At 62.0% G+C, this 24,487-nt stretch carries 20 protein-coding genes, 1 pseudogene and 1 CRISPR repeat array; of the genes and pseudogenes, 3 read left to right on the top strand and 18 right to left on the bottom strand.

Annotated elements, in window-relative coordinates:
* Positions 1-37: 37 nt before the first annotated feature.
* The gene (locus ACP8LP_RS01530; protein WP_004810449.1) at positions 38-355 is read right to left on the bottom strand and encodes a histone-like nucleoid-structuring protein Lsr2; all 318 of its coding nucleotides are present in this window, start codon (positions 353-355) and stop codon (positions 38-40) included.
* A 200-nt stretch (positions 356-555) separates the two neighbouring features.
* Between ACP8LP_RS01530 and ACP8LP_RS01525 the strand changes: the two genes are divergently transcribed.
* Positions 556-1,674: an NADH-quinone oxidoreductase subunit D-related protein gene (locus tag ACP8LP_RS01525; RefSeq protein WP_252906070.1), complete on the top strand. Its 1,119-nt coding sequence runs from the start codon at positions 556-558 to the stop codon at positions 1,672-1,674.
* Between the two features lie 94 nt (positions 1,675-1,768).
* On the opposite strand, the gene ACP8LP_RS01520 is transcribed toward ACP8LP_RS01525, so the two are convergent.
* The 16 genes and pseudogenes from ACP8LP_RS01520 to dacB all read right to left on the bottom strand — a co-directional run bounded on the left by ACP8LP_RS01520 (position 1,769) and on the right by dacB (position 21,602).
* On the bottom strand, positions 1,769-2,446 hold the full coding sequence (locus ACP8LP_RS01520; RefSeq protein WP_016666896.1) for a hypothetical protein: 678 nt from the start codon (positions 2,444-2,446) through the stop codon (positions 1,769-1,771).
* An 84-nt stretch (positions 2,447-2,530) separates the two neighbouring features.
* Positions 2,531-3,070 (bottom strand): DUF3180 domain-containing protein, encoded by a 540-nt coding sequence (locus ACP8LP_RS01515; RefSeq protein ID WP_016666895.1) that lies wholly within the window; start codon positions 3,068-3,070, stop codon positions 2,531-2,533.
* Positions 3,067-3,624: a 2-amino-4-hydroxy-6-hydroxymethyldihydropteridine diphosphokinase gene (folK, locus tag ACP8LP_RS01510; protein ID WP_016666894.1), complete on the bottom strand. Its 558-nt coding sequence runs from the start codon at positions 3,622-3,624 to the stop codon at positions 3,067-3,069. The genes ACP8LP_RS01515 and folK overlap by 4 nt, the downstream gene beginning before the upstream one ends.
* Positions 3,621-3,983: a dihydroneopterin aldolase gene (gene folB, locus ACP8LP_RS01505; protein ID WP_016666893.1), complete on the bottom strand. Its 363-nt coding sequence runs from the start codon at positions 3,981-3,983 to the stop codon at positions 3,621-3,623. Before folB ends, folK begins: the two co-directional genes overlap by 4 nt.
* An 87-nt stretch (positions 3,984-4,070) precedes the next feature.
* Positions 4,071-4,919, bottom strand: a complete 849-nt coding sequence (gene folP, locus ACP8LP_RS01500) for a dihydropteroate synthase (protein WP_016666892.1) — start codon at positions 4,917-4,919, stop codon at positions 4,071-4,073.
* A 155-nt stretch (positions 4,920-5,074) separates the two neighbouring features.
* A CRISPR array of direct repeats spans positions 5,075-6,952; the repeat unit is 36 nt; unit sequence GCCTCAACGAAGTTGCCTCGGCAGTTAAGCCGAGGC.
* Between the two features lie 179 nt (positions 6,953-7,131).
* Positions 7,132-7,434, bottom strand: a complete 303-nt coding sequence (gene cas2 / locus ACP8LP_RS01495) for a CRISPR-associated endonuclease Cas2 (RefSeq protein WP_143483455.1) — start codon at positions 7,432-7,434, stop codon at positions 7,132-7,134.
* Complete coding sequence (gene cas1, locus ACP8LP_RS01490; RefSeq protein WP_434285449.1) at positions 7,431-8,414, bottom strand: CRISPR-associated endonuclease Cas1; 984 nt, start codon at positions 8,412-8,414, stop codon at positions 7,431-7,433. The genes cas2 and cas1 overlap by 4 nt, the downstream gene beginning before the upstream one ends.
* A 72-nt stretch (positions 8,415-8,486) precedes the next feature.
* Positions 8,487-9,029 (bottom strand): annotated as a pseudogene (gene cas4 / locus ACP8LP_RS01485) (CRISPR-associated protein Cas4); the annotation flags it as partial.
* Positions 9,030-10,052: 1,023 nt separating this feature from the next.
* Positions 10,053-12,689, bottom strand: a complete 2,637-nt coding sequence (gene cas3g, locus ACP8LP_RS01480; protein ID WP_434285262.1) for a type I-G CRISPR-associated helicase/endonuclease Cas3g — start codon at positions 12,687-12,689, stop codon at positions 10,053-10,055.
* On the bottom strand, positions 12,689-14,224 hold the full coding sequence (gene csb2 / locus ACP8LP_RS01475; protein ID WP_484483231.1) for a type I-G CRISPR-associated protein Csb2: 1,536 nt from the start codon (positions 14,222-14,224) through the stop codon (positions 12,689-12,691). The genes cas3g and csb2 overlap by 1 nt, the downstream gene beginning before the upstream one ends.
* Positions 14,225-14,226: 2 nt before the next feature.
* Positions 14,227-15,438 (bottom strand): type I-G CRISPR-associated protein Cas7, encoded by a 1,212-nt coding sequence (locus tag ACP8LP_RS01470; protein WP_434285266.1) that lies wholly within the window; start codon positions 15,436-15,438, stop codon positions 14,227-14,229.
* A gap of 337 nt (positions 15,439-15,775) precedes the next feature.
* The gene (folE, locus tag ACP8LP_RS01465; RefSeq protein WP_202726415.1) at positions 15,776-16,357 is read right to left on the bottom strand and encodes a GTP cyclohydrolase I FolE; all 582 of its coding nucleotides are present in this window, start codon (positions 16,355-16,357) and stop codon (positions 15,776-15,778) included.
* A 56-nt stretch (positions 16,358-16,413) separates the two neighbouring features.
* Entirely contained in the window at positions 16,414-18,573 is a 2,160-nt protein-coding gene (gene ftsH, locus ACP8LP_RS01460) for an ATP-dependent zinc metalloprotease FtsH (protein ID WP_434285268.1), read from the bottom strand.
* Positions 18,574-18,711: 138 nt separating this feature from the next.
* Positions 18,712-19,266, bottom strand: coding sequence for a hypoxanthine phosphoribosyltransferase (hpt, locus tag ACP8LP_RS01455; RefSeq protein ID WP_004810421.1), 555 nt, complete (start codon positions 19,264-19,266; stop codon positions 18,712-18,714).
* A 9-nt stretch (positions 19,267-19,275) separates the two neighbouring features.
* A complete protein-coding gene (gene tilS / locus ACP8LP_RS01450; RefSeq protein WP_016666883.1) occupies positions 19,276-20,229 on the bottom strand; it encodes a tRNA lysidine(34) synthetase TilS in 954 nt (317 codons plus the stop codon).
* A complete protein-coding gene (gene dacB, locus ACP8LP_RS01445; protein WP_036975726.1) occupies positions 20,229-21,602 on the bottom strand; it encodes a D-alanyl-D-alanine carboxypeptidase/D-alanyl-D-alanine endopeptidase in 1,374 nt (457 codons plus the stop codon). Before dacB ends, tilS begins: the two co-directional genes overlap by 1 nt.
* A gap of 127 nt (positions 21,603-21,729) precedes the next feature.
* Between dacB and ACP8LP_RS01440 the strand changes: the two genes are divergently transcribed.
* Entirely contained in the window at positions 21,730-22,290 is a 561-nt protein-coding gene (locus ACP8LP_RS01440; RefSeq protein ID WP_004810415.1) for an inorganic diphosphatase, read from the top strand.
* Between the two features lie 140 nt (positions 22,291-22,430).
* Positions 22,431-23,444, top strand: coding sequence for a TRM11 family SAM-dependent methyltransferase (locus ACP8LP_RS01435; RefSeq protein ID WP_484483230.1), 1,014 nt, complete (start codon positions 22,431-22,433; stop codon positions 23,442-23,444).
* 8 nt (positions 23,445-23,452) lie between these two features.
* Here the strand turns inward: ACP8LP_RS01435 and ACP8LP_RS01430 are convergent, their stop codons facing one another.
* Positions 23,453-24,442 carry an acetylxylan esterase gene (locus ACP8LP_RS01430; protein ID WP_065673714.1) on the bottom strand — a complete coding sequence of 330 codons (990 nt, stop codon included), beginning with the start codon at positions 24,440-24,442 and terminating at the stop codon, positions 23,453-23,455.
* Positions 24,443-24,487: the final 45 nt, after the last annotated feature.

Raw genomic sequence — 24,487 nt, 5'->3', positions numbered from 1 at the left:
CCACCGACACGCCCTGTCAAGGATCACATGACTGGGATCAGTGAGCGCGATCGTAGGCCTCACGAATCTCGTTGGCGACGCGTCCGCGCTCCGAGACCTCGTAACCCTGCTCCTTGGCCCACTGACGAACCTCGTTAGCGGTCGGGCCTCCGGTGGGCCGACGACCACGGGTACGGCGACCACCGGTGCGACGAGCATTGGCGGTCCACCTGGACAGATCATCGCGCAGCTTAGAGGCGTTCTCCGCGGACAGGTCAATCACATAGCTGACACCATCAAGAGCGAAATTGACGGATTCCTCGGCAGGGCTTCCGTCCACATCGTCGACAAGATCAACACGCACACGCTGTGCCATGGTATTCCTTTCAGACTTGCGCCGTAGATACAACTTCGGCTTTTCAACTGACAGTTTATGTTGATGACACAGAAAAACACAAGGCAACTTCTGTTCCTCTTTCATCGAAAGGTTGTCTTGAAGGTGCATCTGGGCGCGTAATGAGGCATCCTTGAGGTGTGTTCAGTTCCACGCGAAAGATCTTGTTCGTCGTCGGAGCGATGATGTTGGCAACCCCTGCAGTAACTCCAGATGGCGAATATGAGGTGATCCGGCTTGATCTCGGGCGGCTGCACCCGACGAGGCCAGGCCTGGTCCATATCGCCACAACTGTCGAGGACGATCTCATCACCTCGGCACAGGTAAATGTCGGCAACCTTCATCGCGGGGATGAAAAACTCTTCGAGGTCCGTGATTACCGACAGATTCCCATGCTTGCATCACGCCATGACTGGACGTCACCTTTCATCGGTGAGACTGGTGCAGCACATGTCGTCGAAGAGGCGATGGGTATTACTGTGCCGATTCGGGTGACATGGATACGAACGTTGCTCGCAGAGTTCAGCAGAATCACCTCACACCTCACATTTTTGTCATGGGTGGGTCATCACTGTGATGACCCAGACCTCGAGAATGAGATTGCTTCCACGATTGAAAGATCACGAAGGATCTGGCAGTCGTGTTCAGGAAATCGCATTCATCCCATGATCACGCGGATCGGAGGGCTCGAGATCCATCCGGAGCAGGAGTGGTGCCCCGGATTACGGGAATGGCTCGACGAGGCAGACACCCTCCTCCCCCGGCTGCGTGCCGACCTCGAGGCCGCCGAGGGGATTCGCGAGGTCGCCGTCATTCCCACAGAGATGGTCGACGCCTACGGCCTCTCCGGGCCCGTCTCACGGACGAGCGGCGTCGACATGGACATTCGCAAGGGTTTGCCGGTTTACGACGAGCTGAGCTGGCCTGAGACGGCTGCAGAGCCCCTGGGAGACGCCTACTCCCGGCTGACAGCCCTGTGCGACGACGTGACGGTGTCGTCAAGCCTGTGCCGTCAGGTCCTGGATCGGCTGCCGACTCTCGACGGGCCGCTGGCGACGCGCCTGCCGACGGCCATCAAGGTTCCCCGTGGACGCACCTGGACGGCCATGGAGGCCCCTTGGGGACGAGCCGGGTACCTGCTGGAATCTCGCGGCGGCACGACGCCGTGGAGAATGGCGCTGCGCACTCCCACCTTTGCCAACGTCCAGGCCCTGGAAGCCATTCTGCCCGGTACTCGGACGGACGATGTCGAGGCCGCCATAGCATCCCTGGGATGGACCTTGGGAGATCTGGACAAGTGAGGACGGGGGCACCCGCCCACAGCCCCCTCAGGCGAACAAGCATGGGGCCCAGCCACATGGCTGGGCCCCACATGAGGTCTTCGGCGGCTGAGTGTCAGGCCTGGCGGCGAGCCACGCTAGTCTCGTCAGACAGACGAGGGAAGGCGACGCGAGAAAGATCAGCGATGGTCGCGTCGTTGCCGCGCTCCCAGATCTCGTCAGCGGTGGGGACGCCCGCGTCGGTGACGGTGCGCAGGGTTCCCAGGCGTCCCGAACGACCGTCAGCCAGCAGGGCGTCAAGCTCAGTCTCCAGCTCGGTGATACGCATCTCGAGCGAAGCGACCTTCTTATTACCGACCGTGACCTTGTACTGCAAAGCAGCCTTGTCGCCACGGAGGGTCGACAACTCGCTCTCGGCGTGATCCAGCTTGGCGCGAGTGTCGGCGAGGGTCTTCGAGATGGAGCCGACACGACGCGAGAAGGTGTCGATCATCTCCATGGACTCAGCATGGTGACGCTTCTCCTGCTCGGATGCAGCGTGACGAAGTTCCTTGATGGTGTCGTAATGCATCTGGCGAATGGCATCGACCTGACGCCACGCCATGAAGACCGAGACCCACGCTCCGACGAGGGCTACGAGCACGCCAGCCCGGACCGCCCAGATGGAGGGAATCAGTCCACACGCAATGGCAACAACCGTTGCCGCGATGAGAATGACGAGCACACCCTTGCGCTCGCCAGTGTCCTTTTCAACCCGTTTGAGATCATGCACGCCGCTCACGCAATCAATCATATCGCGTGAGGCGTCCTCAAGTACAGTCCGTTGGGCCTCGCGTCAAGCACTGAACGCTGGCGAGTCGCGATCTTGTGGTCGCTGTCACCTCTTGGAGCGCTCGTCCGGATCCTCCGGGCCCTTCGGCACCTTGCAGGCGTTCTCGAGGAACCACCCGGCCCATGCCATGACCGCGCAGGTGATGGCTGTCACCGCCCCGACGATGGTCCGCTGCCGGGGGTAGGGGATGTTGAGGTGCCAGACGTAGGTGAGGACGTACACGATGCACGCCCCGACGAGAGCAGCACCCGACAAGGTGATGGCCTTTCCCAGTGCCAGTGACACGAGGCCTTGGTTCGCCTCGACCTCTCGCTTGGGGTCGACGACCTTGGCGCGAAAGGCCCTGGCATATCCCCATGTCGCGACGGCGACGACAAGGATGACCACCGGGAGCGACCAGGGCAGGATCGGAACGGTGTTGTCACTGACCTTGTAGATGCTCAGCGTGAACCATCCCAGGGCAGCTCCACACAGAGCTGCCACGATGACGACCTTCCAGTCGGTCGGAGCGAGATTGCCGTGGGGATCATCGCCGCCGTCGGGGCGTCGATCGTCATCCCAGTCCGGTGGCAGGCTCCGTGTCATAGATCCTCCTCGTCGCGCCTCTCGTCCCATCCTCTCGCAACGGTGACACCAGCCACGTCAATCTGGCGTGAATACGGCTTGACGGCTTTGGCTACGTCGTCGGCGTCGAAGCGGGCCAGCAGATCGACAACCCGTCCGTACCCGGGCAATTCGGCCTCAGGGTCGGCGTCGGACCACGGCACGAGGACGAATGCGCGCTCATGTGCTCGGGGGTGCGGAAGCGTCAATTCGTCAGTAGTGACGGTTTCATCGCCGACGCAAATGAGGTCAACGTCGAGGGTACGAGGACCATTTGGGGTGGTGCGCTCACGCCCGTGGGCGTCTTCGATGACGTGAGCACGCTCCAACAAGACTGATGGTGGAAGGTCACTGGTTGCGACGACGACCAGATTGAGGAAGTCGTCCTGCTGCACTCCCCCAACAGGGGCAGTGACGTAGACGGGCGAGACGACGACGTCGTGAAGGCCGGGGGTTTCGGAGATGAGGCGGACGGCGTCTCGCAGATGAGCAAAGGGGTTTCCCATGTTGGAACCCAGGCTGAATACAGCTTTCACTCGGCATCCTTTCGGCACGTGACGGCCACGTCGTCGAGGGCTACTCCTACCGGGGCGTGCGGCTTGTGGACGGTCACCTGGACATGACGTACTCGCGGGCTGATCGCGAGAACGGTGTCGGCAATCCTGCCAGCCAAGGTTTCGATGAGATTCACCGGTTCCCCTGCGAGAACGTTGAGCACCTGCTGTGCGACTGTCGCATAATTGACGGCTTTGGTGATGTCGTCAGAGTCGGTGTCCATGTCGACGTCGAGGGTGACGTCAGCGCTGAAGGGCTGGCCGAGCTCACGCTCGCTGGCGAGGACGCCGTGATTCGCGTGGGCGCGGATGCCCGTCAGGGTGATCTGTCCATCGGTCATATCGGAAGGTTACCTGTACACCGCAATTGGGCTTGTCGACGACGTCTGCGAGGAGAGGCACAGCGTCAATCAGCAAGAAGCGCAGGCTCAGGCGAGGAGGCGGGCGACGGTCTCCATGGCGTCGCGGTTGGCACGGACCTCGTGGGTGCGCACACACCAGGCACGATGGAGGGCGAGGTAGGTCGACAGGGCCATGGTGCTGGCGTCACGTTCCAGGGCGGGACGGTCTTGGCCGTTGTCAGCAAGTAGTTCGCCGAGGAAGCGTTTGCGGCTGACTCCCCACAGGACGCGAAGATCTTCAAAGCCGTCCTGGAAGGCGTCGACGGCCTCAACGAGCTGCCAATTCTGCTCCGGGGTCTTGGAGAATCCGATGCCCGGGTCGACGATGATGCGCTCGCGAGCGATTCCGGCGGCGATGGCGGCGTCGACCTGCTGGGAGGTTTCGCTGATGACGTCGGCGACGACGTTGTCGTAGTGGATGAGATCCTGCATGGTGGCCGACTGGCCACGCCAGTGCATGAGCACGTAGTCGACTCCGGCGTCGGCGACGACGTCGAGGATGGCCGGGTCGGCCTTGCCCCCGGAGACGTCGTTGACGATGGTGGCTCCGGCCTCGACAACGGCTTCCGCCACTGAGGCGCGCATGGTGTCGACGGAGACAGTGGCCCCGTCGGCTACCAGGGCTTCGACGACAGACAGCACGCGACGCAGTTCCTCGTCCTCGGGGGTGCGCTCGGTGCCAGGGCGAGTGGACTCGCCGCCGACATCAATGATGTCAGCCCCGTGGGCGACGAGGTCGCGGGCGTGCCGGATGGCCACCTCGGGATCGGCCCACATGCCTCCATCGGAGAAGGAGTTGGGGGTGACGTTGACGACTCCCATGACGAGGGTGCGGGCGGGGTGCGGATTGGTGTTCGTGGGGTCCACGGAGATCATGGTGGAAGTGTAGGGGGGTTGGGTGGGTCGGGAATGTGGAGGTTTCCCCATCTTCACGGGGAAAGACAGGGAGTAGGACCTCGGCCAACGAAGTTGCCCCGGCGGTCAGGCCGGGGCGCTGGGTGATGGGTCTTTAGCTCATGGCAATTGGCTATGCCTCAACGAAGTTGCCTCGGCAGTTAAGCCGAGGCATCCGCGACAGCCCTGATAGCCCGGGCCACCACATACCCGCCTCAACGAAGTTGCCTCGGCAGTTAAGCCGAGGCTGCCGACCTCCACGGAGCGGACCTCACTGGAGCATCCCTGCCTCAACGAAGTTGCCTCGGCAGTTAAGCCGAGGCCGGTGATGACGGACTGTCCCGTGTGGATGATCCCCCGGCCTCAACGAAGTTGCCTCGGCAGTTAAGCCGAGGCCCTACCGGCCAACCTTCGGAACGCTCGTAAGTCTCAGCCTCAACGAAGTTGCCTCGGCAGTTAAGCCGAGGCACCGGGATCTGGCAGCGTTTCAGCTTGTCCCTGGGCGCCTCAACGAAGTTGCCTCGGCAGTTAAGCCGAGGCCCCCGGGCGGCCCGCAATCATCACAAGGTCACCCTGATGCCTCAACGAAGTTGCCTCGGCAGTTAAGCCGAGGCTCCAGCCGTGAGCCGCCAGCCACTCGTGGGTTGCGTTGCCTCAACGAAGTTGCCTCGGCAGTTAAGCCGAGGCTTTGGGAGGCTTCCCTGGAGGACGGTCGACTTTGTGAGCCTCAACGAAGTTGCCTCGGCAGTTAAGCCGAGGCAGAAGGGGGAGGGGCTTGTCCCCCTCCCCCTTGAGGCCTCAACGAAGTTGCCTCGGCAGTTAAGCCGAGGCCGTCCAGGTAGGTTGTCCACAGTGACGGCAGCCCGGCGCCTCAACGAAGTTGCCTCGGCAGTTAAGCCGAGGCTGGGTGCGCTTACCCCAGCCGCGCTCCCGTCGACCGTGCCTCAACGAAGTTGCCTCGGCAGTTAAGCCGAGGCAACAGGGCCGGGTCGTGGCGGCGATCACGCCGCTGGGGGCCTCAACGAAGTTGCCTCGGCAGTTAAGCCGAGGCCGTCGTTGTTGATCTCGTCCAAGGTGCCGTACCAGCCGGGCCTCAACGAAGTTGCCTCGGCAGTTAAGCCGAGGCAACCGCAGCCGGGACCTTTCTCATCCGGATCTTGATAGCCTCAACGAAGTTGCCTCGGCAGTTAAGCCGAGGCCCCACGACTACGAGGGCCTCCCATCCATTGCCGACTTTGAGCCTCAACGAAGTTGCCTCGGCAGTTAAGCCGAGGCCCTGTCACGATGTCAGCAACCAAGCCGGAATGCAGTCAGCCTCAACGAAGTTGCCTCGGCAGTTAAGCCGAGGCCGCCGATGAGGGCACCGAGGGCGGTCGTCAGAGCCGGCCTCAACGAAGTTGCCTCGGCAGTTAAGCCGAGGCATTGAACGAAAAATTGTGTCAAAAGCTGGCGCTGTTGAATGCCTCAACGAAGTTGCCTCGGCAGTTAAGCCGAGGCCTTGCGCTCCTCGCGCTCCGTCATGGCGAGGGCGACGATGCCTCAACGAAGTTGCCTCGGCAGTTAAGCCGAGGCTGTTTGGGCATTGGTTCAACACGTTCAACGAGTCTGGGCCTCAACGAAGTTGCCTCGGCAGTTAAGCCGAGGCCATTGATGGCCTTTCTTCAGCAACGTTGTCGTCGCTTGCCTCAACGAAGTTGCCTCGGCAGTTAAGCCGAGGCCCAGCGCGAAGAGAGAAACGGCATGAACGACACAACCAGCGCCTCAACGAAGTTGCCTCGGCAGTTAAGCCGAGGCCAGCGGGGCGGCCGACGACGACAGTGAGATTGCGGCTGCCTCAACGAAGTTGCCTCGGCAGTTAAGCCGAGGCCTATTTGAACACAGAAGAGTCGTGCTACGCTCCGCTTCGCCTCAACGAAGTTGCCTCGGCAGTTAAGCCGAGGCGTCATCGCAGCCGTGGCGATGACACGTTCCCGGGGTAAGCCTCAACGAAGTTGCCTCGGCAGTTAAGCCGAGGCTGCGTGGCAATCTAGGCGCCTCTCACGAGGAAGAATATCGACCCTTCGCGAGAGGTCCCGCTTCGGGAATATGTAGTTATCAAGAATCACACCGCGGTATCTCGCTGAAACCGTCTCTGAGAACTAGCTTCGTGTGTGCGAGCGGTCAGCACGGTTTCATGATCCGTGACCCTCTCGCGTCAAACGATGACGGGCGCATCGTCGAACACTTTTCGCGTTCGACCTATCCAATCCACTGGAAGACCCGATGGGCCATCGCTGCCCAGGAGCGCCACAAGTATCGCGTCCTCCTCACGATCTATGGCCCCAGTCAGCTTCCGACGCAACCGAAGAAGTGCCGCCTTGGTGCACACCACAATGAACACGCTGTACTGCACACGGTTCCCATAGCCTCCCAGCACCTTTGCGACTGCGTCGCGGCGGCGATCGTCCGCTACGTCATATGCGATGACATACGCCATCTCGTCGGGTTGACGACTCATCTGACCGTCACCCCGCGGTAGGCCACATCAGATCCTGATACCGACTCCAACACAAGACGAGCCTGAACTTCGATCACCCGACGCCACGAAGCCTTGTAACCAAACTGTGGATGAGTGATCTCCGTCGCCATCCGTGCCTCGTGGGCCGCGATCAACGCCTTCTTGGCCCGCTGATCCAACGTGGCATCACCCACACTGGACGAGATGTATGCCGGCTTCAACTGTCCGTTGTTGATAGCGGAAACGACCACGGAATCCGCGGTCACTGGACGAAACTCCTCCATGAGATCAAGGGCCATCGCTGGCTTGTTCCGGTTGGCCGAATGGAGAATTCCGGCATGCGGATCCAGCCCACACGCGACTAGGCCGCGGATGCACTCGGTCAGTAGCAACCCATATGCGTAGTTCAGGCAGAGGTTGAGAGGATCGACCGCTCCACGTCCTCGCCGTCCCGGCCAACACTCAGCCCACTCTGGCCTCTTGTCGTCCTTAAGAAACGCCGGGAACAAACCGAAGTACACCGACGCAGCGCGGCCCTCAATGGCAAACACCTCCGGCAGCGAAGCGCAGTCGTCCACACTGCGCTGCAGAGATCTCAAGAAGCTGGCTTCATCACCAGCTCTGTACCAACGCCTCACCATGGTCGCCTGGTTGGCGATCTTGGCACGAATCATGCCTTTCGCAAGTGGCAACGACCCCTGAGACGACATCTCGTGCTGGTGCAGGCGTCCAAGACCGTTGACAGCCTGAGCCGTGGAAGCCCAACCCATCACTCGTCCACGGGCGCTGCACCACACGACGGTTCGTCGGCGCCACAGAAGCTCCCGCATGAGCGCACTCGAGACATCAACGTTGCCGTGGAGAACTAGCCCGTCGGCCTTCTCAAGAGGAAGCTCAGCGAGCACCTCCCCGGAGCGAACAACCTCGACCCGGGAACGGCGAATCTGCACTCGCGAGCCCGGAGTCGCCGCATGGATCATGACCCCGCGATTCCTGGTCACTGAAATGCGGCGAGCAGGAGCCGTGTTTCGGACCTCGTCGGGAAGGCACACACTGGCGTGAGAGCACCGATTGCATCTGACGTCATTGCACAACGGGTCAGGTGGTCTCGAGCTCGCAATGATCTGACGGGTGATGCGGACCCAGCACGCTGCTTGGTCGCGGAGCTCCGGACTTATTGGAACCGGCACTTCCGTATGGTGATTGGTGAACCACACGGACGCTCCGGAGACCGAACATCCCGATTCCTCCAAGCACATAGCTTGCAACGCCAATTGAATTCGCTGCGCCGGTGTGACAGTTGCGGTCTGGCGCACTGGACTGGCTTTGTATTCGATCACCTTAAGCGTTCCGTCGGGCAGGTCACGGATGCAATCGCACCTGCCTATGACCCCCAGGGTTTCCGAATGCACCGACACTGAACGGTGCTCGTCATCTCTCGATGTCGCAGCATCATCAACACCGCGATGGGCGTCGAGTCCAGACTGCATCTGGTAGGTATCTGTCACCTCCCCGGACGCCTCCAGCCACGTCCTCCTGGGGCAGAAGACGCTGTGCGTGACCAAACTGATAGGGAGGGGGCCATCACCAATCATGGGAGATCCCAACAACTACTCCGCCCTTCAGGCAACGCTCTGGTGTGCTCGCGCTAACAGCTACCTCCGTCTCGAACTGGATGGCATGGAAAACTCCCATTCCGTTGAGTTGGGCGAGGACCACGGGCGAGAGCGCAGACATGTTGTCCATCCCAACGACTGAATCCCACGCTCGGCTCCGCAGCACGCCGGACCATCGGCTTATCGATGTGGGCGTTCGGAATACTGGAAGAGTTAGACGAGTTGGGTGCACCTTGCTCCGGTTATCTGCTCCCGAGGTCTGCGACATCCCCTTCGAAGCCGTATCTGAAGCTGGCCGGGGCACGAGAGTCGTCGCGGAGATACCCCACAACATGCACCACGCGGTAGCTGTGTCCATCGGGCTTCGGTTCCTGAATCCCAATGGCGTCATATGTTTGCCTTTGTCCGACTCGTCGACCAAGGCATCACCCGTCAAACCATCGACGATGGCCTGCGGCGTACGATCCGCCACGACGGCGGCATACTTGCGTAATCCGTGAGGAACAAAGTTGTCACCACGGTTTCTTGCCATCATGTCCCACCGTGACGCCCCACGATCTGGCTCAAGATCCTTGTCACCACTCACCAGGGTCCTGTGCCAATAAGCAGGTTCTCCCAAGGCGCCAATCATGGACCGATCCACACGCGTCAGAGGCAACGTGTCCAGAGCGATCCGGCGCCGCTCCGCCCAGTCAGCCGACTCCTCCTGGGTTTTGCGCGGAGTGATTCGAGGGCTGAACAGCCCCAGCCCGGTAACTTTCTTCGCCCCCTGTACTGGCACGGACTGCGAGACCCAGGAATCCTCCTGGCAACATCTGGTCGCGTGGTCCTTGACGATCTGACCGACATCAGCATCACCGTCCCACATGACCACTGCCCGAGCTGAGGGCCCGTCTTCCCAGAAGAACCGAACCTTCTCCACTCCAGCGTCCTCGAGAATCGATGCCAAACCGACCTGGGCGAAATGAGTGGATGCGTCAGTGATGTCTCCGACTAGGCGAATCATGATCCCTCCTTGGAAACCTGGCAATCGGCCGCACGAAGAATGCCCTCCAGAAAACAGGTCGTCCAGACTCCGACGTCAGCCTGCGTGGATTCGATCAACTCGTCCCATCCGCCTTCCTCAAAAAGGGCCGCACACATGCGTTGGAGATCCTCGGGGTCCGCGTTTGTACACACCTGTGTCAGGTCGAACACAGGCAAGGTCCGGCCTTCTCCATGGGTGGTGCCGGCAAGGCGCGCGACGAGCTTCGACTGACCGCCGGCCAGCGCCATCGCTGCCGATTTGTGTTCGTGTCTCCATCCTCGTGGCAACGGGGACGCTGCAAGTCGTTGCCGGGTTCTCTGCCAGTTCAATCCAGTGCTCTTGGCAACGGGTTCCATCGAACCGTCGTTTCCCAGCAACTGCTGGAACCGCGGATCAGCCTTCCCCGCGTCATGCCACAACCCAGCCTGGCTCAAGGTCTCGCACATCTCCTCAGACAGCCCAATCTTTTCGGCAAAGAGCCTGGCGCGATCCGAGACAGCCTCCGAATGGAGAGTCAGTGCCACCCGATCGGACGGTGACCACGTCTGTCGTGACGCTTCATCATCAAGGACTCTGGCAGCCCGGGTTAGAACGATCCAGGATGTGCGGCCCTTTTCGTCAGAGGGAGACAACGTGATGTCCCACTCCCCGCCGCAACCGAGTAGGTTCTGCGCAGCTTGAAGATCGTCGGGGTCCAAGTCGGCCACTCTGACATCCTCAACACGGTCACGCGATGCGAACACCTTGACGTCTCCGACGGCTCCCCATGCTGTAGGGAAACTCTCCCGTTTGGCATACTCGGGCGGCACTACCACGAGTTCCCATGTCAGAGCGTGGTCTTTGTCCACGCAGATGATGTCGCCTGGTCTCAGGTCATCGGGCCCCGCCAGCGATGTCCACACGGCTTCTGCCTGTCGAGCGTCACTTCGCCACACGAAGACCCGAGAAGTACGGGACGAGCCCTTCAGAATCTTCACCACGTGGGCCCGCAGCACAGAGAGCTTCGTGGGGAAGACCTCATCAGTATGCGGTGGCGTGGCCTGGAGCAGCGACAGGGCGATCCCATCACCGGCTCCATCGTCTGCGAATTCAGGGAGATCTCGCACGGCAAGACCGCACTCCGGCTCGTTCTCCTCGAGGTCCTCGGAAATCCAGAGATCAAGATCTTCCTGAGCGAATGGAATCTCCGAGGTGTGGGAGAACCGCTCTACGTCATGCCACTCCAGCCTCATGGGGATGGGACGACGCGTTTGGGCTCGCGGTGGTTGATGAGTCACCAGCTGCCACGGTGACAGGCCTTCCGATTCCTCGGCCAATGTCTGCAACCATAACCGGGCGGCGACAAGGTCGTCACCGAGGTACGGCAGGTAATCCTTGACCTTCTCGTCGGCCGGGACGATAACTGTGACAGGACCCTCCGCACGATTTCCGCGTCGATTGACGCGGCCGACGCGCTGAGCGATGGCATCCCCGGATGCCAGTTCCGTCACTAGCCCGGCAAGGTCAAGATCGACGCCCACCTCCACTGTCTGGGTTGCGACAAGGGCATCCAGCCTCGGGGGTTCAGAGGAATCGAGCAGTTCGGGGGTTTTCTCCTGCAGGTCACGAACGTCCACCGGTCGCATGGGACCGACCCAGCAACCAACCCCGTCGTGGTAGTGCTTACTGAGCTTGTCAGCCACCTGGATGGCGGTGTCGACACGGTTGACGATGCATCCAACCGTTCCGTCGTGCAGCTGCTCCTTGAGCGCCAGAACCTCGTCAACGAGCTGCGCGATGTGCTTCTTGGACGCGCTCCTGCCCGGCCACGCCTCGGCCTCAACGAGTCTGATCGGCTTGGGTCGGGTCAGGCGGGCTGACAGCAGCTCGTCGTCGAGATCATCGGCAGTGACCGACACAGATCGTGCCAATCCGTCATTCCTTGGAGTAGCCGTGGTCTCAACCACTTGGAGATGAGGAATACCGAGTGGCTCCTCGAACTTGTCCTGAAGCTCACGAACTCGTCGAGCCGTGAGCAGCAATTGCTGGTTGAGGTGGGCCTCATCAAGGACCATGACGGCGTCAAGACCGAGGAAGCCTGCCTCTCGTGGGCGGGCCCGACGGCTCGAACCATAACCCCTCATGAGGAGGCGACTCCCCCACATGTCCGGTGTGGCACAGATGACCGCGCAGGCCGTCGGATCATCAATCCAGCCGCGTTCCGGCGGTAGCGCGCCACGCATCACGTTGACTACCAAGGGCTCAGCACTTGGATCAGCACGTAGTGATCGAAGCGCATCGGCCACTTCAGCAAGGATTCCGTCCGTGGCACCGTCGAGCGCCTCATCGATCCGCCGGGCACGCTCGGCGTGATGGTCGACAAGCGCTCGCCGATCCACGACGACAGCCATCCGTCGCGGCAGTCTCGGCGCAGTCCCGTGCGCAACGAGAGCATTCGCGAACACGAAGACGTCAACGACATTCGACTTGCCAGATCCAGTTGGCGCCCCGATGACATCGGGCCATGAACCGTTGTCGATGACATCCGTCAGGAGACGCTTCTGCCAGGCAAAGGGCCGGTGCCCGTCATTGACGGCAGCGAAGAACTCATCAAAGTCAGAGCTGTTCAGCATCACTTCTCACCTCCGAAGAGGTCCTCGGGAAGATCCACTGGCACCAACAAACCGCCTCCCAGATGTCGTGACTGACCGATCGCAACCAATGCTGAATCAGTCGTGAGTGATCCCACGTCGAGCAACGCCTGGTACGGGATGCACTGCACGTGTTTCGGCATTCGATGGGCATACCTCTCGACCCGGGAATCTGGAATGGCTTGGCAGGAGAGGACCCGAGCTCCCCTCTCCAAGACCTGATTGATTAGTTCGAGGTATCCCGTCGTCCCCTTCTGCACCTGAAGCGATGGATCCTTGAAGACGAATCCCACGGACAGCAGCGCTGAATGCCCAAGGGTCCACTTCCCACCGGGAATCTTCTGGGTGCCGGTTTCAGGGACCGCTGCTGGCTGGGTCTTCCAGAAGCGACGATGCCCATTCGGCACAGGCGCCCAGAAGTCTTCCAAAGAGATGTCCTCAAACTCACCAAGCTCGACCGTCCCAGATTTACCCAGGACCAGCCTCATTGACGAGCCAAGGGCACTGCGAAGTCTCCATTCATCCATGGCATCCATGCCATGCGGAATGAGAAGGGCTAGGGATGGTCCATCGAGCTGCACCCGAGTCGGCAGATCTGGATCAAGGTATTGAATGGCGACGCGATTTGACGGTGGCGCGAACCCGCGAGGGTACTTACCCGTGACAATGGCGGGTGCGTCGAATCCAATGCGCCTGGCAATCGTGTGGTGAAGAGCCACCGACCACTTGACCAGTTCGTCGCCCGGCAAGTGTCGGTTGATCGGGATAAGAATCGCCCTTGTCCAGGGAAGATCAGGCTCCGGAGCTGCCGTCATCGTGTAGAAGGTGTTCATGACGCGCTCGCGAGGGACCGAGGTCGTTTGGAGATCCTCCTTCTTGCTCGCCGCGTCTTTCGCCACCGTGAGTGGCTTCGCTTCGAGCAACTTGTCATGAACCGCCTCAAGCTCGGCCAAACGGCCCGGTACCGGTGCTTCAACCTTGATGCCGTTGTTGTCCAACTGGCCCTTGTCAGACAGGCTGAGCCCCTGGGCCTCTTCCCGGCTGGTATCGAGAACCGCGAAGCTTTCCCGTTCGCCCAGACACGCAACATCCGCGCAGATTGCTTCCAACGTTGTCGCCACGTCATCTGGCACGTCTGGCCATGACCATGACCAACCCGACTCGGTGGCCACTCCTTGACTGATGCGCTTGGCACGTTTCTTGGGAACGCCCTTCTCAAGAAGGGCCTCGGGGCGGTACGAGATGATCTCGACGTCGTGGCCGAAACGTTCGATCCTTCCGGTCGGTGTCCAGACCTTGGGCGGATTGTTCTCCACCCACGTCAGAGCCGTAGCACTAGCCTCGGACATGCGCAAATCCGCACCTTGAGGTTCGGCCATTGATCCCTTGCTGGCTGCATGAACCATGCTCGAGAACAACCGTGAGGTCGAAGGGAATCGATCTGGCGTCACACCGTCAGATGAATGCCCCTGATAAACCCCTAATGGAAAACGGGCAGTAATAGTGAACGCGGTCACGATCACTCGTCCTCGGCCTCAGCGGTTGCACCGCTGATGATGATCGGGTTGCCAACAACCGAGAACTCCTCACCGTTCCATGAGATTCCAGCTGCCTCACGCGCGTGGGAGATCGCCTGATCGAGAAGGGCATCGGCCTGCTCGCGGAGGATCGGGGACAGCGTCTGAACCTTTCCGTTTCGACAATCCAGCTCGAAATGGGGCTCCTCAGCCTCCCGCAGATCGCAGTTGGCGCGAATGACCAGCTCCTCGTTGGATCGCGCAAGGCTGGCCAGGCCGAGAGCAGCCAAGAGGGCACGGCAAGCGACATTCGACTCCGTGCCTCCTCCGAACCGGAGCTGACGGAGGGCGCTGAAACTCAAGACCGTCGATCGAATGATGCGCTTGCAGGATACGAAGCCGAGACTGTCCAGGGAAGGCGGAATCGCGCCCAGACCCAGTGATGACCCCGAAATGGTTCCCTTCTTGGCTTTCGCCGCTTCCTCACGAAGCTTGGTGACCGTCTTCGCACTGAATTCATCGGCCTGCTGATCAACAAGGGCCAGCATGTCCTTGGCAGACAGCTGGACGCTCGCCGCAATTGGATCGACCCGGGCAGCACCACGCTCGGGAGTGCCGTGGCTGGGATCCTGATTGGCAAGCACACCAATGATCTCGCCGGTCATGGCCGAACGAACACGGACCTGATGAGCCTTCCTGCTCGAGTCCCACGCGCCGAAGAGCAGACTCACCGGAGAAGTCTCGAGAAGCGGCTTCATGTTGATAGCCGTGCAGTCACGCAGAGCGCGATACCGGGGATCCGCAGTAACAGGCTTGCCGTCAATGGAACCCGCTCGGAAGTGGCCGTCGAATGCCCGGTGGGGCGCTTCATAATCGGCCATGGACTGCCCGTTGTCGTAGGTGACCTTCATGTGTGGGGTCAACTTGAGAGGGCCATCCTCATCGAAGATGGCAGATCCGAGCGCCTCTTCGAGGAGGTTGAGGAATCCGCCCTTGCTCTCGAGAACGACACAGCGCTGGGGCTCACCATCGACGAACCGCGGCTCATACGCGTAGGTGCCCTTGTTACCGCGCACGTACCTCGCCGGGGCGACACCAGCGTGGGGACCGGCGGCCGCCTCGAGCTCGGTCGTCACCGTCAGATTGCTCGCACCGCCGGGACGGCAGGCATCCAGCAACATGTCGAAGGTCAGGTCAGTCGTCACATCGGACATGGATTATCTCCCCTTGGAATAGTGATCCGAACCACCATGGTTCATGATTCATAACCCAATTAGCTATCTAGATGATTTTATCTTAGCTACCCGTGCGCACGAAGAGACGAGATCGTCAAAATCAAGACATCGCGTTCGCCCACAAAACGGGCACCAGCAACAGCTACGCCGGCCAATTGCCAAGTCTGATCTGCCAATTCGCTCCCCCTCGAGCGACGAGCGGCCAACTGCGGTCGCCCGATGTCATGGAGTGTGACAGGAGATTCTGACAAGAATCCCGTTTACGATGTTCTCCCTGGTCAAAGCCAGAAAACCGAGCCAACGACGCCCGGTATTCTCACCTCCCAGTGATCAACCCCATCGCCTCGGCCCGGGTCGCCGGGTTCCGCAGGATCCCTCGCACTGCCGAGGTCACCGTCCGGGCCCCCGGCTTGCGCACACCTCGCGTCGTCATACACATGTGCTCGGCCTCGACGACCACCATCACTCCTCGCGCATCCAGGTGCTCCACCAACGCGTCGGCCACCTGGGTCGTCAACCTTTCCTGCACCTGAGGACGTCGAGCATAGATCTCCACCAACCTGGCAATCTTGCTGAGCCCGGTCACCCGCCCATCCTTGGCAGGGATGTAGCCCACGTGCGCCACACCGATGAACGGCAGCAGGTGGTGCTCACAGGTCGACTGCAACTCGATGTCACGCACCACCACCATCTCGTCGTGGGAGATGTCGAAGGTCGTCGCCAGTAACTCCCCCGGATCCTGGCCGAGCCCGCCGAACAGCTCCTCGGCCGCCCGTGCCACTCGCATCGGGGTGTCCCGCAAACCCTCACGTTCGGGATCCTCACCAATGGCCAGCAAGAACTCACGAACGGCTGCCGCGGCACGCTCGCGGTCAACCGGCAGTTTGGGCGAAGTCACAGCAACAGCCTAGAACGACGGCCCACCGCGTCACACACGGCAGGCCGTAACGATGATCAGGACCTACGCGGGCCCCAGGGGTTACCGCCCGACGGCGGCTGAGGACCCTCACCCGGCTGGGTAGGCCCAGGCGTCGGGGGCTGAGGCGGCTTGCCTCCCCCAACACTCGGCGGCTCCCAGTCGGACGGCGGCTGCCACTCACCGGGGTTGTCCCCCGGAAGATCTCCACCAGGCTCAGGATTCGGCGGGGCTATGACGCCACGACGCGGGGCACCAACCTCGGAAGCATCCTTGTCCACACCGACAACCTGTGGGGGCTTGACCGGCGGGATGGACGACGGCACACGCTTGTCAGAACCGGTGAAGGCACCGCGCTCGGGCCACCGCTTGAGCGGCTTGAAGATCTCGGCGACCTCAGCCTTGCTCAATGTCTCCTTGGCGAAAAGCTGGCACACCAACTCGTCAAGCACCTCACGGTTGGCGTCCAAGCAGTCGAATGCTTCCTGGTGCGCATTTTCAAGAAGTTCACGCACCTCGTCGTCAATGATCTTGGCGGTCTCGTCGGAGTAGTCGCGCTGCTGCCCAGTCGTCATGCCGAGGAATGGCTCGCTGTCCCCTGACCCCAGTTGCACCGTGCCGACGCGAGCCGACAAACCGTACTGAGTGACGAGAGCGCGAGCCACCTTGGTGGCCTTCTCGATGTCGTTGGAAGCACCCGTCGACGGGTCGTGGAAGATGAGCTCCTCGGCCGCACGACCACCCATCATGTACGCCATCGAATCCAGCAATTCGCCGCGCGTCTGGGAGTACTTGTCGGAGTCTGGCATGACCATCGTGTAGCCCAGCGCCCTACCACGCGGCAGAATCGTAATCTTCTGTACCGGGTCGGTACCCGGCATGGCCGCTGCCACCAGGGCGTGACCACCTTCGTGGTACGCAGTTACCAAGCGCTCGTGCTCGTTCATGAGTCGAGTCTTCTTCTGCGGCCCCGCGATCACACGATCGATCGCCTCGTCCAGCTCCGCGTCACCGATCACCGGCAGATTGGCTCGTGCCGTCAGCAATGCAGCTTCGTTGAGGACGTTGGCGAGGTCAGCGCCCGTCATACCGGGGGTGCGACGAGCAATCGACGCCAGGTCGACATTGTCAGCCATCGGCTTGCCGTGGGCATGGACCTGGAGGATCTTGAGGCGGCCGTCGAGGTCCGGGGCCTCCACCGCGATCTGACGGTCGAAACGACCGGGACGCAGCAAGGCCGGGTCGAGGACGTCGGGACGGTTCGTTGCGGCGATGAGGATGACGCCACCGTGGACGTCGAAGCCGTCCATCTCGACGAGCAACTGGTTCAACGTCTGCTCACGTTCGTCGTGGCCGCCACCCATACCAGCACCACGGTGCCGGCCGACAGCGTCAATCTCATCGATGAAGATGATTGCCGGAGCGGCCTCCTTGGCCTGCTCGAAGAGGTCGCGGACTCTGGAGGCGCCGACGCCGACGAACATCTCGACGAAGTCCGAACCTGAGATCGAGAAGAAGGGCACTCCAGCCTCACCTGCCACGGCACGAGCCAGCAGCGTCTTACCGGTACCAGGAGGGCCATACAGCAGGACGCCCTTGGGGATCTTGGCACCGACCCGCTGGAACTTCGCCGGCTCAGCGAGGAACTCACGGATCTCCTGCAGCTCGTCGATCGCCTCCTGGCAGCCCGCGACATCAGCGAAAGTCGACTTGGGGGTGTCCTTACTGCCGACCTTGGCCTTGGACTTGCCGAACCCCATGACGCCGCCACGGCCGCCCATGCCCTGTGCTGCGTTCATAGCCCACAAGAAGAACAGCAGGATGATGACGAAAGGCAGGAAGTTGATGAGCAGAGCCTTCCAGATGCTCTGCCCAGGGTTCTCCCCCTGCCACGACTTCAGCGTCTTGTCCTGGACCCGGGCGTTGAGCTTGTCAACGAGTTGGTCGGACTGGTTACCAACCCAGTATGAGCGATACTTCTTGTCGTCGTTCTCAGTGATCTTGATGACCTGATCGCCGTCAGTCAGCGTGACGCTATCCAACTTCTTGTCACTGTTGATGATGCTGACGGCCTCAGAAGTCGGAATGTCCTTGTACCCGTTCCCCGACCCGGTGAACTGCAGGAACACAATGATCAAGCCGATGCACAACAGGATCCAGATCAGAGGACCTTTGAAGATGCGGGACACGTTTTTCATGTACTACCTAGGGGCATGGGTGGGTGGGACTCAAAGCGTCACGATACCAGCGCATGACAACATCGCAGTATTGACGAACGCTGTACCGCATCGCGATCATTCCAACCCGATGGCGGTCCGCCCTTCGACGTCGATCCCTCAGGAGTTGTAGACGTGCGGCGCTAGCGTCGCCACATCCGTGAGGTTGCGGTACTTGTCAGCGTAATCCAGGCCGTATCCCACGACGAACTCGTTGGGGATGTCAAAACCGACGTACTTGACGTCCAACGGGCAGGTCACGGCCTCCGGCTTGCGGAACATCGCCATGATCTCGATGGAGTTGGGGTTGCGGCTGCGCAGGTTCTGCACCAGGTAGCTCAGTGTCAGGCCGGTGTCGATGATGTCCTCGACGATGAGGATGTCGCGGCCCTCGATGTCCTTGGTGAGGTCCTTGAGGATGCGCACCACGCCGCTGGACTTCGTACCGGCACCGTAGGACGACACGGCCATCCAGTCCATGGACATGTGGGACTTCATCGCGCGGCACAGGTCCGCCATGGTCATGACAGCACCGTTGAGCACACCGACCATGAGGATCTCCCGCCCCGCATAGTCGGCGTCGATCTGGGCAGCGACCTCGCGGACACGAGAGGCCACCTGCTCATCGGTGTACAGAACGCGGTCGAAATCTTCGGGAATGTCAGAAGCTCGCACGGATCCAGCTTACCGATCCCGGATCTGCCGCAGGCGCCGAGTGAGGTACAGAGTCCCGCGCCTCATCTCGACGCGGCCGCCAGGAACGTCTACCCCCGCGCCTCCGGGACCGTCCAGAAGCCCCAGGACGGCGTCGACGTGAACCATTGCCGCCTCGGGCAGCCAATTCTTGACGACCCGTCGGGCCACCCCGGATTCCACACCTCGCAGCCCGGGCAGAACGTCGTCCGTCACCTCGTGGTCTCGTGCCCACTGGTCAGCCACAGCCGTGACGACGACGTCTTCTCCGGCCAACAGGGACGCGCTGCGGGCCAGAGATTCCGCCACCCCCGATCCGAGGACGTCCTCGAGAACCGGCATGAGCTCGGTGCGCACCCTGGAGCGCAGGAATCGCGAATCACTGTTGTGGGGATCATGCCATGGCTCGACGTCCCATTCCTGGCATGCCTGCAGGGTCTGAGCCCGACGCACCCCCAATAGCGGGTGCCAGAACTGGCCTGCCCGCGGCCGAATACCGGCGAGCGACGTCGTCCCGGAGCCACGGGCCAAGGACAGCAAGACCTGTTCGGCCTGGTCGTCGAGGGTGTGGCCGAGCAGGATCGGCGCCTTCCCGGCGACGTCAACCAGCGCTGCTCGACGAGCGGTTCGAGCCGCTGCCTCCGGGCCGTCAGGGTCATTCGGATCGATCTCGACGCGGCGCACACAGGCGTCCATCCCACGGTCGGCCAGCAGGTCTCGAGTGCGCGCTGCCACCTCGTCCGACCCATCCTGCAGCTGATGGTCGACGATGACGACCATCACCTCGGCTCCACGGCGTCGAGATGCCCACTCCGACCCCAATGCCAGGGCGAGGGAGTCTGGCCCGCCAGAACACCCGACGACGAACCGGTCGATTCCGCGGACCTCGCGCTCGACGGCCTGGGCAACCGTCAGGGCTGCCGGACCCAGCTCACGTCGTGCCATCAGCGGGTGCAGCCGCACCCGGCCAGGTTGCCGTAGACGACGTCAAGCCAGGATCGAGCGGAGCCGTCGGTCTGGTTGACGATGAAGGAGGTCACGAGGATGCGCCCGTCGGCGTCACGCAACCATCCCGACATCGAAATAACCCCGTTCAGACTGCCCGTCTTGGCGTGGACCACTCCTCGCGCTGGAGCCGTGCTGGGATCGGAGAAACGCCTGTGCAGGGTTCCCGAGACTCGACCCACAGGAACCGCATTGGCCACCGGTTGCAGCTTCGGCGTCGTCAGAACCTTCCGCCAGGCGTGGGAAAGCATCGCCGCCGTGATCCGGTTGCCTCGAGACAGGCCCGACCCATCCTGAACGACAGCGCCGTCCTGCCAGGCGCCCATGTTCGTGAGATGCTCCTCGAGGGCCTGGGAGGCGCCGGCGAAGGATCCCGGCTTGCCGCTCGCAAGGGCCATCTGACGGCTCAGCACCTCGGCTGCAGAGTTGTCGGACTCCTCCAAGGTGCGGGTGACGAGGTCTTCCACCGGAATCGACTGCACGGCAGCAATCTGTTTGTCGGACTCGCCCGCCTTGTGTCGAACCACCGATCCCGTGACCGTGATACCGGCGCTGCGGAGCTGCCCGACGAAGGTATTCGTCGCCAAGACCGCAGGAGTCTTGCTTCGATCCCACGGGTTGTTGTTGATCATTCCTTCGTCAACCCACAGCGAGGTGATCGGGGTGACCTCATCGGAATAGTTGTCGATCGGCCATGCACTGTTCCACGTGGGACCGGAGAACAAGGTGTCGTCAAATCTGACGGTGACCGACGTCGTGCCAGCCTTCTTGAGGGCCGCCGCGGTGCGCTTGGCAAGCTGCTCCGTCGACGGGTACTCAGGACGCTTGTCGGAGACCGAGGAACGCAGGTAGGGATCGCCGCCGCCGACCAGGGTCAACGCCGACCCGTCAGCGACGACCTTCGTCGTGTAGCGGTGCCCGGCATCCGTGCAATCCAGCAGCGCAACCGCGGTCATCACCTTGAGGTTCGAAGCAGGAGTCAAGAGAGTGCTCTGCCCGGATTGATAGAGGGTTTCACCAGTCGCAGCATCCCTGATGTCGGCACCAAGCACGCCTGGGGCCGCACCGGCAGCTTTCACACGATTGGCCACGCTTGCTGCCAGTGGCTTGGCTGACGGAGTATTCGGGGCCACCGCAGCGACGACCCCCCGTCCCGGCTGCACCGCAGGTGCGGTGTTCTCGTGACGACGGTTCAGCAGTCCACGCTCTGCCTCGTTCGGCGACGTACCGGTCCGCAGAGAACTGACGACCACCACGAGCACGACAATGCCGGTCACGGCGACACCGACAAGGACTGAAACCCATGCCGGCATACGGCGTCGCGGCCCGGGCACAGCACGTTTCGGGTTACGTTGATCTGGGTGTGGCACGAAAAATCCCTCCTGCAAACGGATACAGTGTCGATCATCACCGTGTCTAATACAAGAAGAGGGGCCCCTCGTGACTGACGATTTCACCAACCCATTCCAGGGAGAACAGCCCGATAGCTTGCACTTTGATGTGACGATCGAGATTCCGCGTGGCACCAAGAACAAGTACGAGATGGATCACGAGACCGGTCGTATCCGTCTTGACCGTACGTTGTTCACCTCTACGCAGTACCCGTACGACTACGGATACATCGAGGGGACCCTCGGCGAGGACGGCGATCCGCTGGACGCCCTAGTCCTTCTCACCGAGCCCACCTTCCCCGGTTGCCTCATCGAGTGCCGCGCACTGGCCATGTTCCAGATGCAGGACGAGATGGGCGGCGACGACAAGGTGCTGTGCGTCCCCGCTGACGACCCCCGTCGTGCCAACCTCATCGATCTTGACGACGTCGGCAGCATGACCCTCATGGAGATCGAGCACTTCTTCACCGTCTACAAGGACCTCGAGCCCGGGAAGTCGGTCGAGGGCGCCACCTGGACCGGCCGCGAAGAGGCCGAGGCCGAGATCAAGGCCTCGATCGAGCGCGCCAAGGGCACCTCCTACGAGCACCTGCAGGTCAACCTGGCCTGACAGCTCGACCTCGTCTCACGGCACCGCCCCGATACCGGGAGGCGAGGTTCACTAACACACCGCAATCGGCGGTCGCGACGCAGCGGCCGCCGATTGCTATTTCCTCGGCATGTCGGACGGGTCATGACACAATGTCAGCCATGTCCGAGACCCTCGTCCTGCTCGCCCCTGCCGCCAACCACGTCTATGCCGGGCAGGCAGGGCGTCTGTGCACTGCGGAGTTGGCCCTCACCTGTCCGAATGCCACAACGGTTTCACCGGTGACGGTGGCTGGGGTCGAGTACCTCACCGTCAGTGGCGACGGGCCCCTCGGACCTGCGGACTTGGCTGCGTTGGCGCGGTCCTCGGCAGCTCTCGCCTGCTTCGAACGTCATGGCGACCTGTTGGCTCCCCTGGAACTGCCGCGCGTCGACGTCGTCGATGAGGATCTTGTCACCATCCCCAAGTACCGGGGCAAGACCAATGAGCAATTCACCCGGCTGCTGCTCAACCTCACGGTCGCAAGCCTTGACGACCGCTGCGCGACTCGTCGCGACGAGGGCCAGAGACTGGCCATTCTCGATCCGTTGGCCGGGCGTGGTACCACCCTGGAGTGCGCATGGATGGCTGGTCATGACGGATTCGGGGTGGAACAGGACGCCAAGGCCGTCGAGGCGATGGCCGCCCACGTCACCACCTGGCTGCGTCGCAAGCGTCTCAAGCACAGCTGCGGCACCCATCCGGTGCGCCGCGACGGCCACTCCATCGGCAAGCGGTTTGACGCCGAGGTGCGGCTCCCAGGAGCCGAGCCCCTGACGATGGGGGTGTTCACGGGGGACGCCGTCAACTCGGCGAACCTATGGGGACGCAAGACCTTCGACGCCGTCGTCACCGACGCCCCTTACGGAGTCGTGCACGGATCCCACAGCGGGTCGTCGCGACGTCGCTCCCCCGCTGACCTGTTGCGCGAGGCCGTTCCGGTGTGGGCCGGCCAGTTGCGCCACGGCGGTGCCCTGGGCATGTCGTGGAACACCCTTGGTCTGTCTCGCGAGGATCTCGTGGCGATCCTGTCCGACGCTGGGCTGACGGCCCTCGACGACAACCCCTGGCGTCAATTCAGCCACCGCGTCGACTCGTCGATCCACCGCGACCTCGTCGTCGCTGTCAAGAGCTGAGCAAGGGTTCAGGAGAAGAGCTGGGCCAGCACACCGAGCTGGTTCCAGCGCTGCACGTCCTCCCCGGCCGAATGCCCTGCGAAGGGATAGACGGCAATCTGCTTGTCCGCAACCATCCCGTCGCCCCAGGCGTTGTAGGCCGCCCACACCGACGACGGCGGCACCAACTGGTCCATCATCGCCACGGAGAACCAGGTGGCAGTACGGGCGCGACGAGCGAAGTGCAGACCGTCGAAGTAACCCAGCGTCTGGAAGGCCTTGCCACACAGGGACGGATGAGCCGCCAGGTACTTGACGACCTCGAGATACGGACCAGCCGTGGCGATGTCACAGCTGCGCCTCATGTGACACAGGAAGGGGGCATCGACGAAGGCACCAGCCAGCTTGATGCCACGCATGGCTGCCAACCCGCACACCGCGATCGTCTGACCAGCTCCCTGGGAGTGACCGTGGACGACAATTCTGGTGGGATCGACGATCTCCATCTCCCGGGCGGTCTGCAGGCACCGGAAGGCGTCGGTGAACAACCGGCGGTAGTAGTGGCCATGCGGGTCCGACAGGGATTGAGTCATGAATCCGGGAGCACCGGAGCCCTCGTGGACATCCGGGGAGTTCTCGGTCAGAGCGGGGTGGCCCCATCCCTGACCGCGCGGGTCGACGACGATGTGCGCGTACCCGGCTGCCGCGAAGGCCGACCCGATCGGGACCCCACGCGAACCCGAGTAGCCGAGATACTCGATGACAAGGGGCAACGGCCCATTCGCCCCGGCTGGGGCATGCAACCAACCGCTCACCCGAGAGCCGTGATATCCCGCCCATGACAGATCCCAGGTGTCGATGAGGGCCTGGCGATTGTCGAACGGAGCTGCCGTCAGATCGAGTGGGACGTCGGCGTGCTCGTCGAGGGTTTCGGTCCAGAAGGAGTCGAAACCGTCGGGTTCAGGGACAACCGGGCGGTAGTTGCGCGCCTCGTCAATGCCCATATCCGTGAGCGGCATGCCAACATCGTAGGACCACCTCGCCCACGGGGTGCAACCATGGAA

It is taken from the genome of Cutibacterium sp. LaCa_89 (assembly GCF_058177555.1).
The sequence above is the reverse complement of the archived record's forward strand: the minus strand, read 5'-3'. Positions and strand labels throughout refer to the sequence as shown.

Bases quoted from the DNA above. Each gene is read 5' to 3' on its own strand.
- ACP8LP_RS01520 (WP_016666896.1), bottom strand. From the start codon at position 2,446: ATGATTGATTGCGTGAGCGGCGTGCATGATCTCAAACGGGTTGAAAAG.
- cas1 (WP_434285449.1), bottom strand. From the start codon at position 8,414: ATGATCCATGCGGCGACTCCGGGCTCGCGAGTGCAGATTCGCCGTTCC.
- ACP8LP_RS01470 (WP_434285266.1), bottom strand. From the start codon at position 15,438: ATGTCCGATGTGACGACTGACCTGACCTTCGACATGTTGCTGGATGCC.
- folB (WP_016666893.1), bottom strand. From the start codon at position 3,983: ATGACCGATGGACAGATCACCCTGACGGGCATCCGCGCCCACGCGAAT.
- folP (WP_016666892.1), bottom strand. From the start codon at position 4,919: ATGATCTCCGTGGACCCCACGAACACCAATCCGCACCCCGCCCGCACC.
- ACP8LP_RS01430 (WP_065673714.1), bottom strand. From the start codon at position 24,442: ATGCCGCTCACGGATATGGGCATTGACGAGGCGCGCAACTACCGCCCG.
- ACP8LP_RS01525 (WP_252906070.1), top strand. From the start codon at position 556: ATGATGTTGGCAACCCCTGCAGTAACTCCAGATGGCGAATATGAGGTG.
- dacB (WP_036975726.1), bottom strand. From the start codon at position 21,602: ATGCCGGCATGGGTTTCAGTCCTTGTCGGTGTCGCCGTGACCGGCATT.
- cas3g (WP_434285262.1), bottom strand. From the start codon at position 12,689: ATGCTGAACAGCTCTGACTTTGATGAGTTCTTCGCTGCCGTCAATGAC.
- ACP8LP_RS01515 (WP_016666895.1), bottom strand. From the start codon at position 3,070: ATGACACGGAGCCTGCCACCGGACTGGGATGACGATCGACGCCCCGAC.
- ACP8LP_RS01435 (WP_484483230.1), top strand. From the start codon at position 22,431: ATGTCCGAGACCCTCGTCCTGCTCGCCCCTGCCGCCAACCACGTCTAT.
- ACP8LP_RS01530 (WP_004810449.1), bottom strand. From the start codon at position 355: ATGGCACAGCGTGTGCGTGTTGATCTTGTCGACGATGTGGACGGAAGC.
- tilS (WP_016666883.1), bottom strand. From the start codon at position 20,229: ATGGCACGACGTGAGCTGGGTCCGGCAGCCCTGACGGTTGCCCAGGCC.
- cas2 (WP_143483455.1), bottom strand. From the start codon at position 7,434: ATGAGTCGTCAACCCGACGAGATGGCGTATGTCATCGCATATGACGTA.
- ftsH (WP_434285268.1), bottom strand. From the start codon at position 18,573: ATGAAAAACGTGTCCCGCATCTTCAAAGGTCCTCTGATCTGGATCCTG.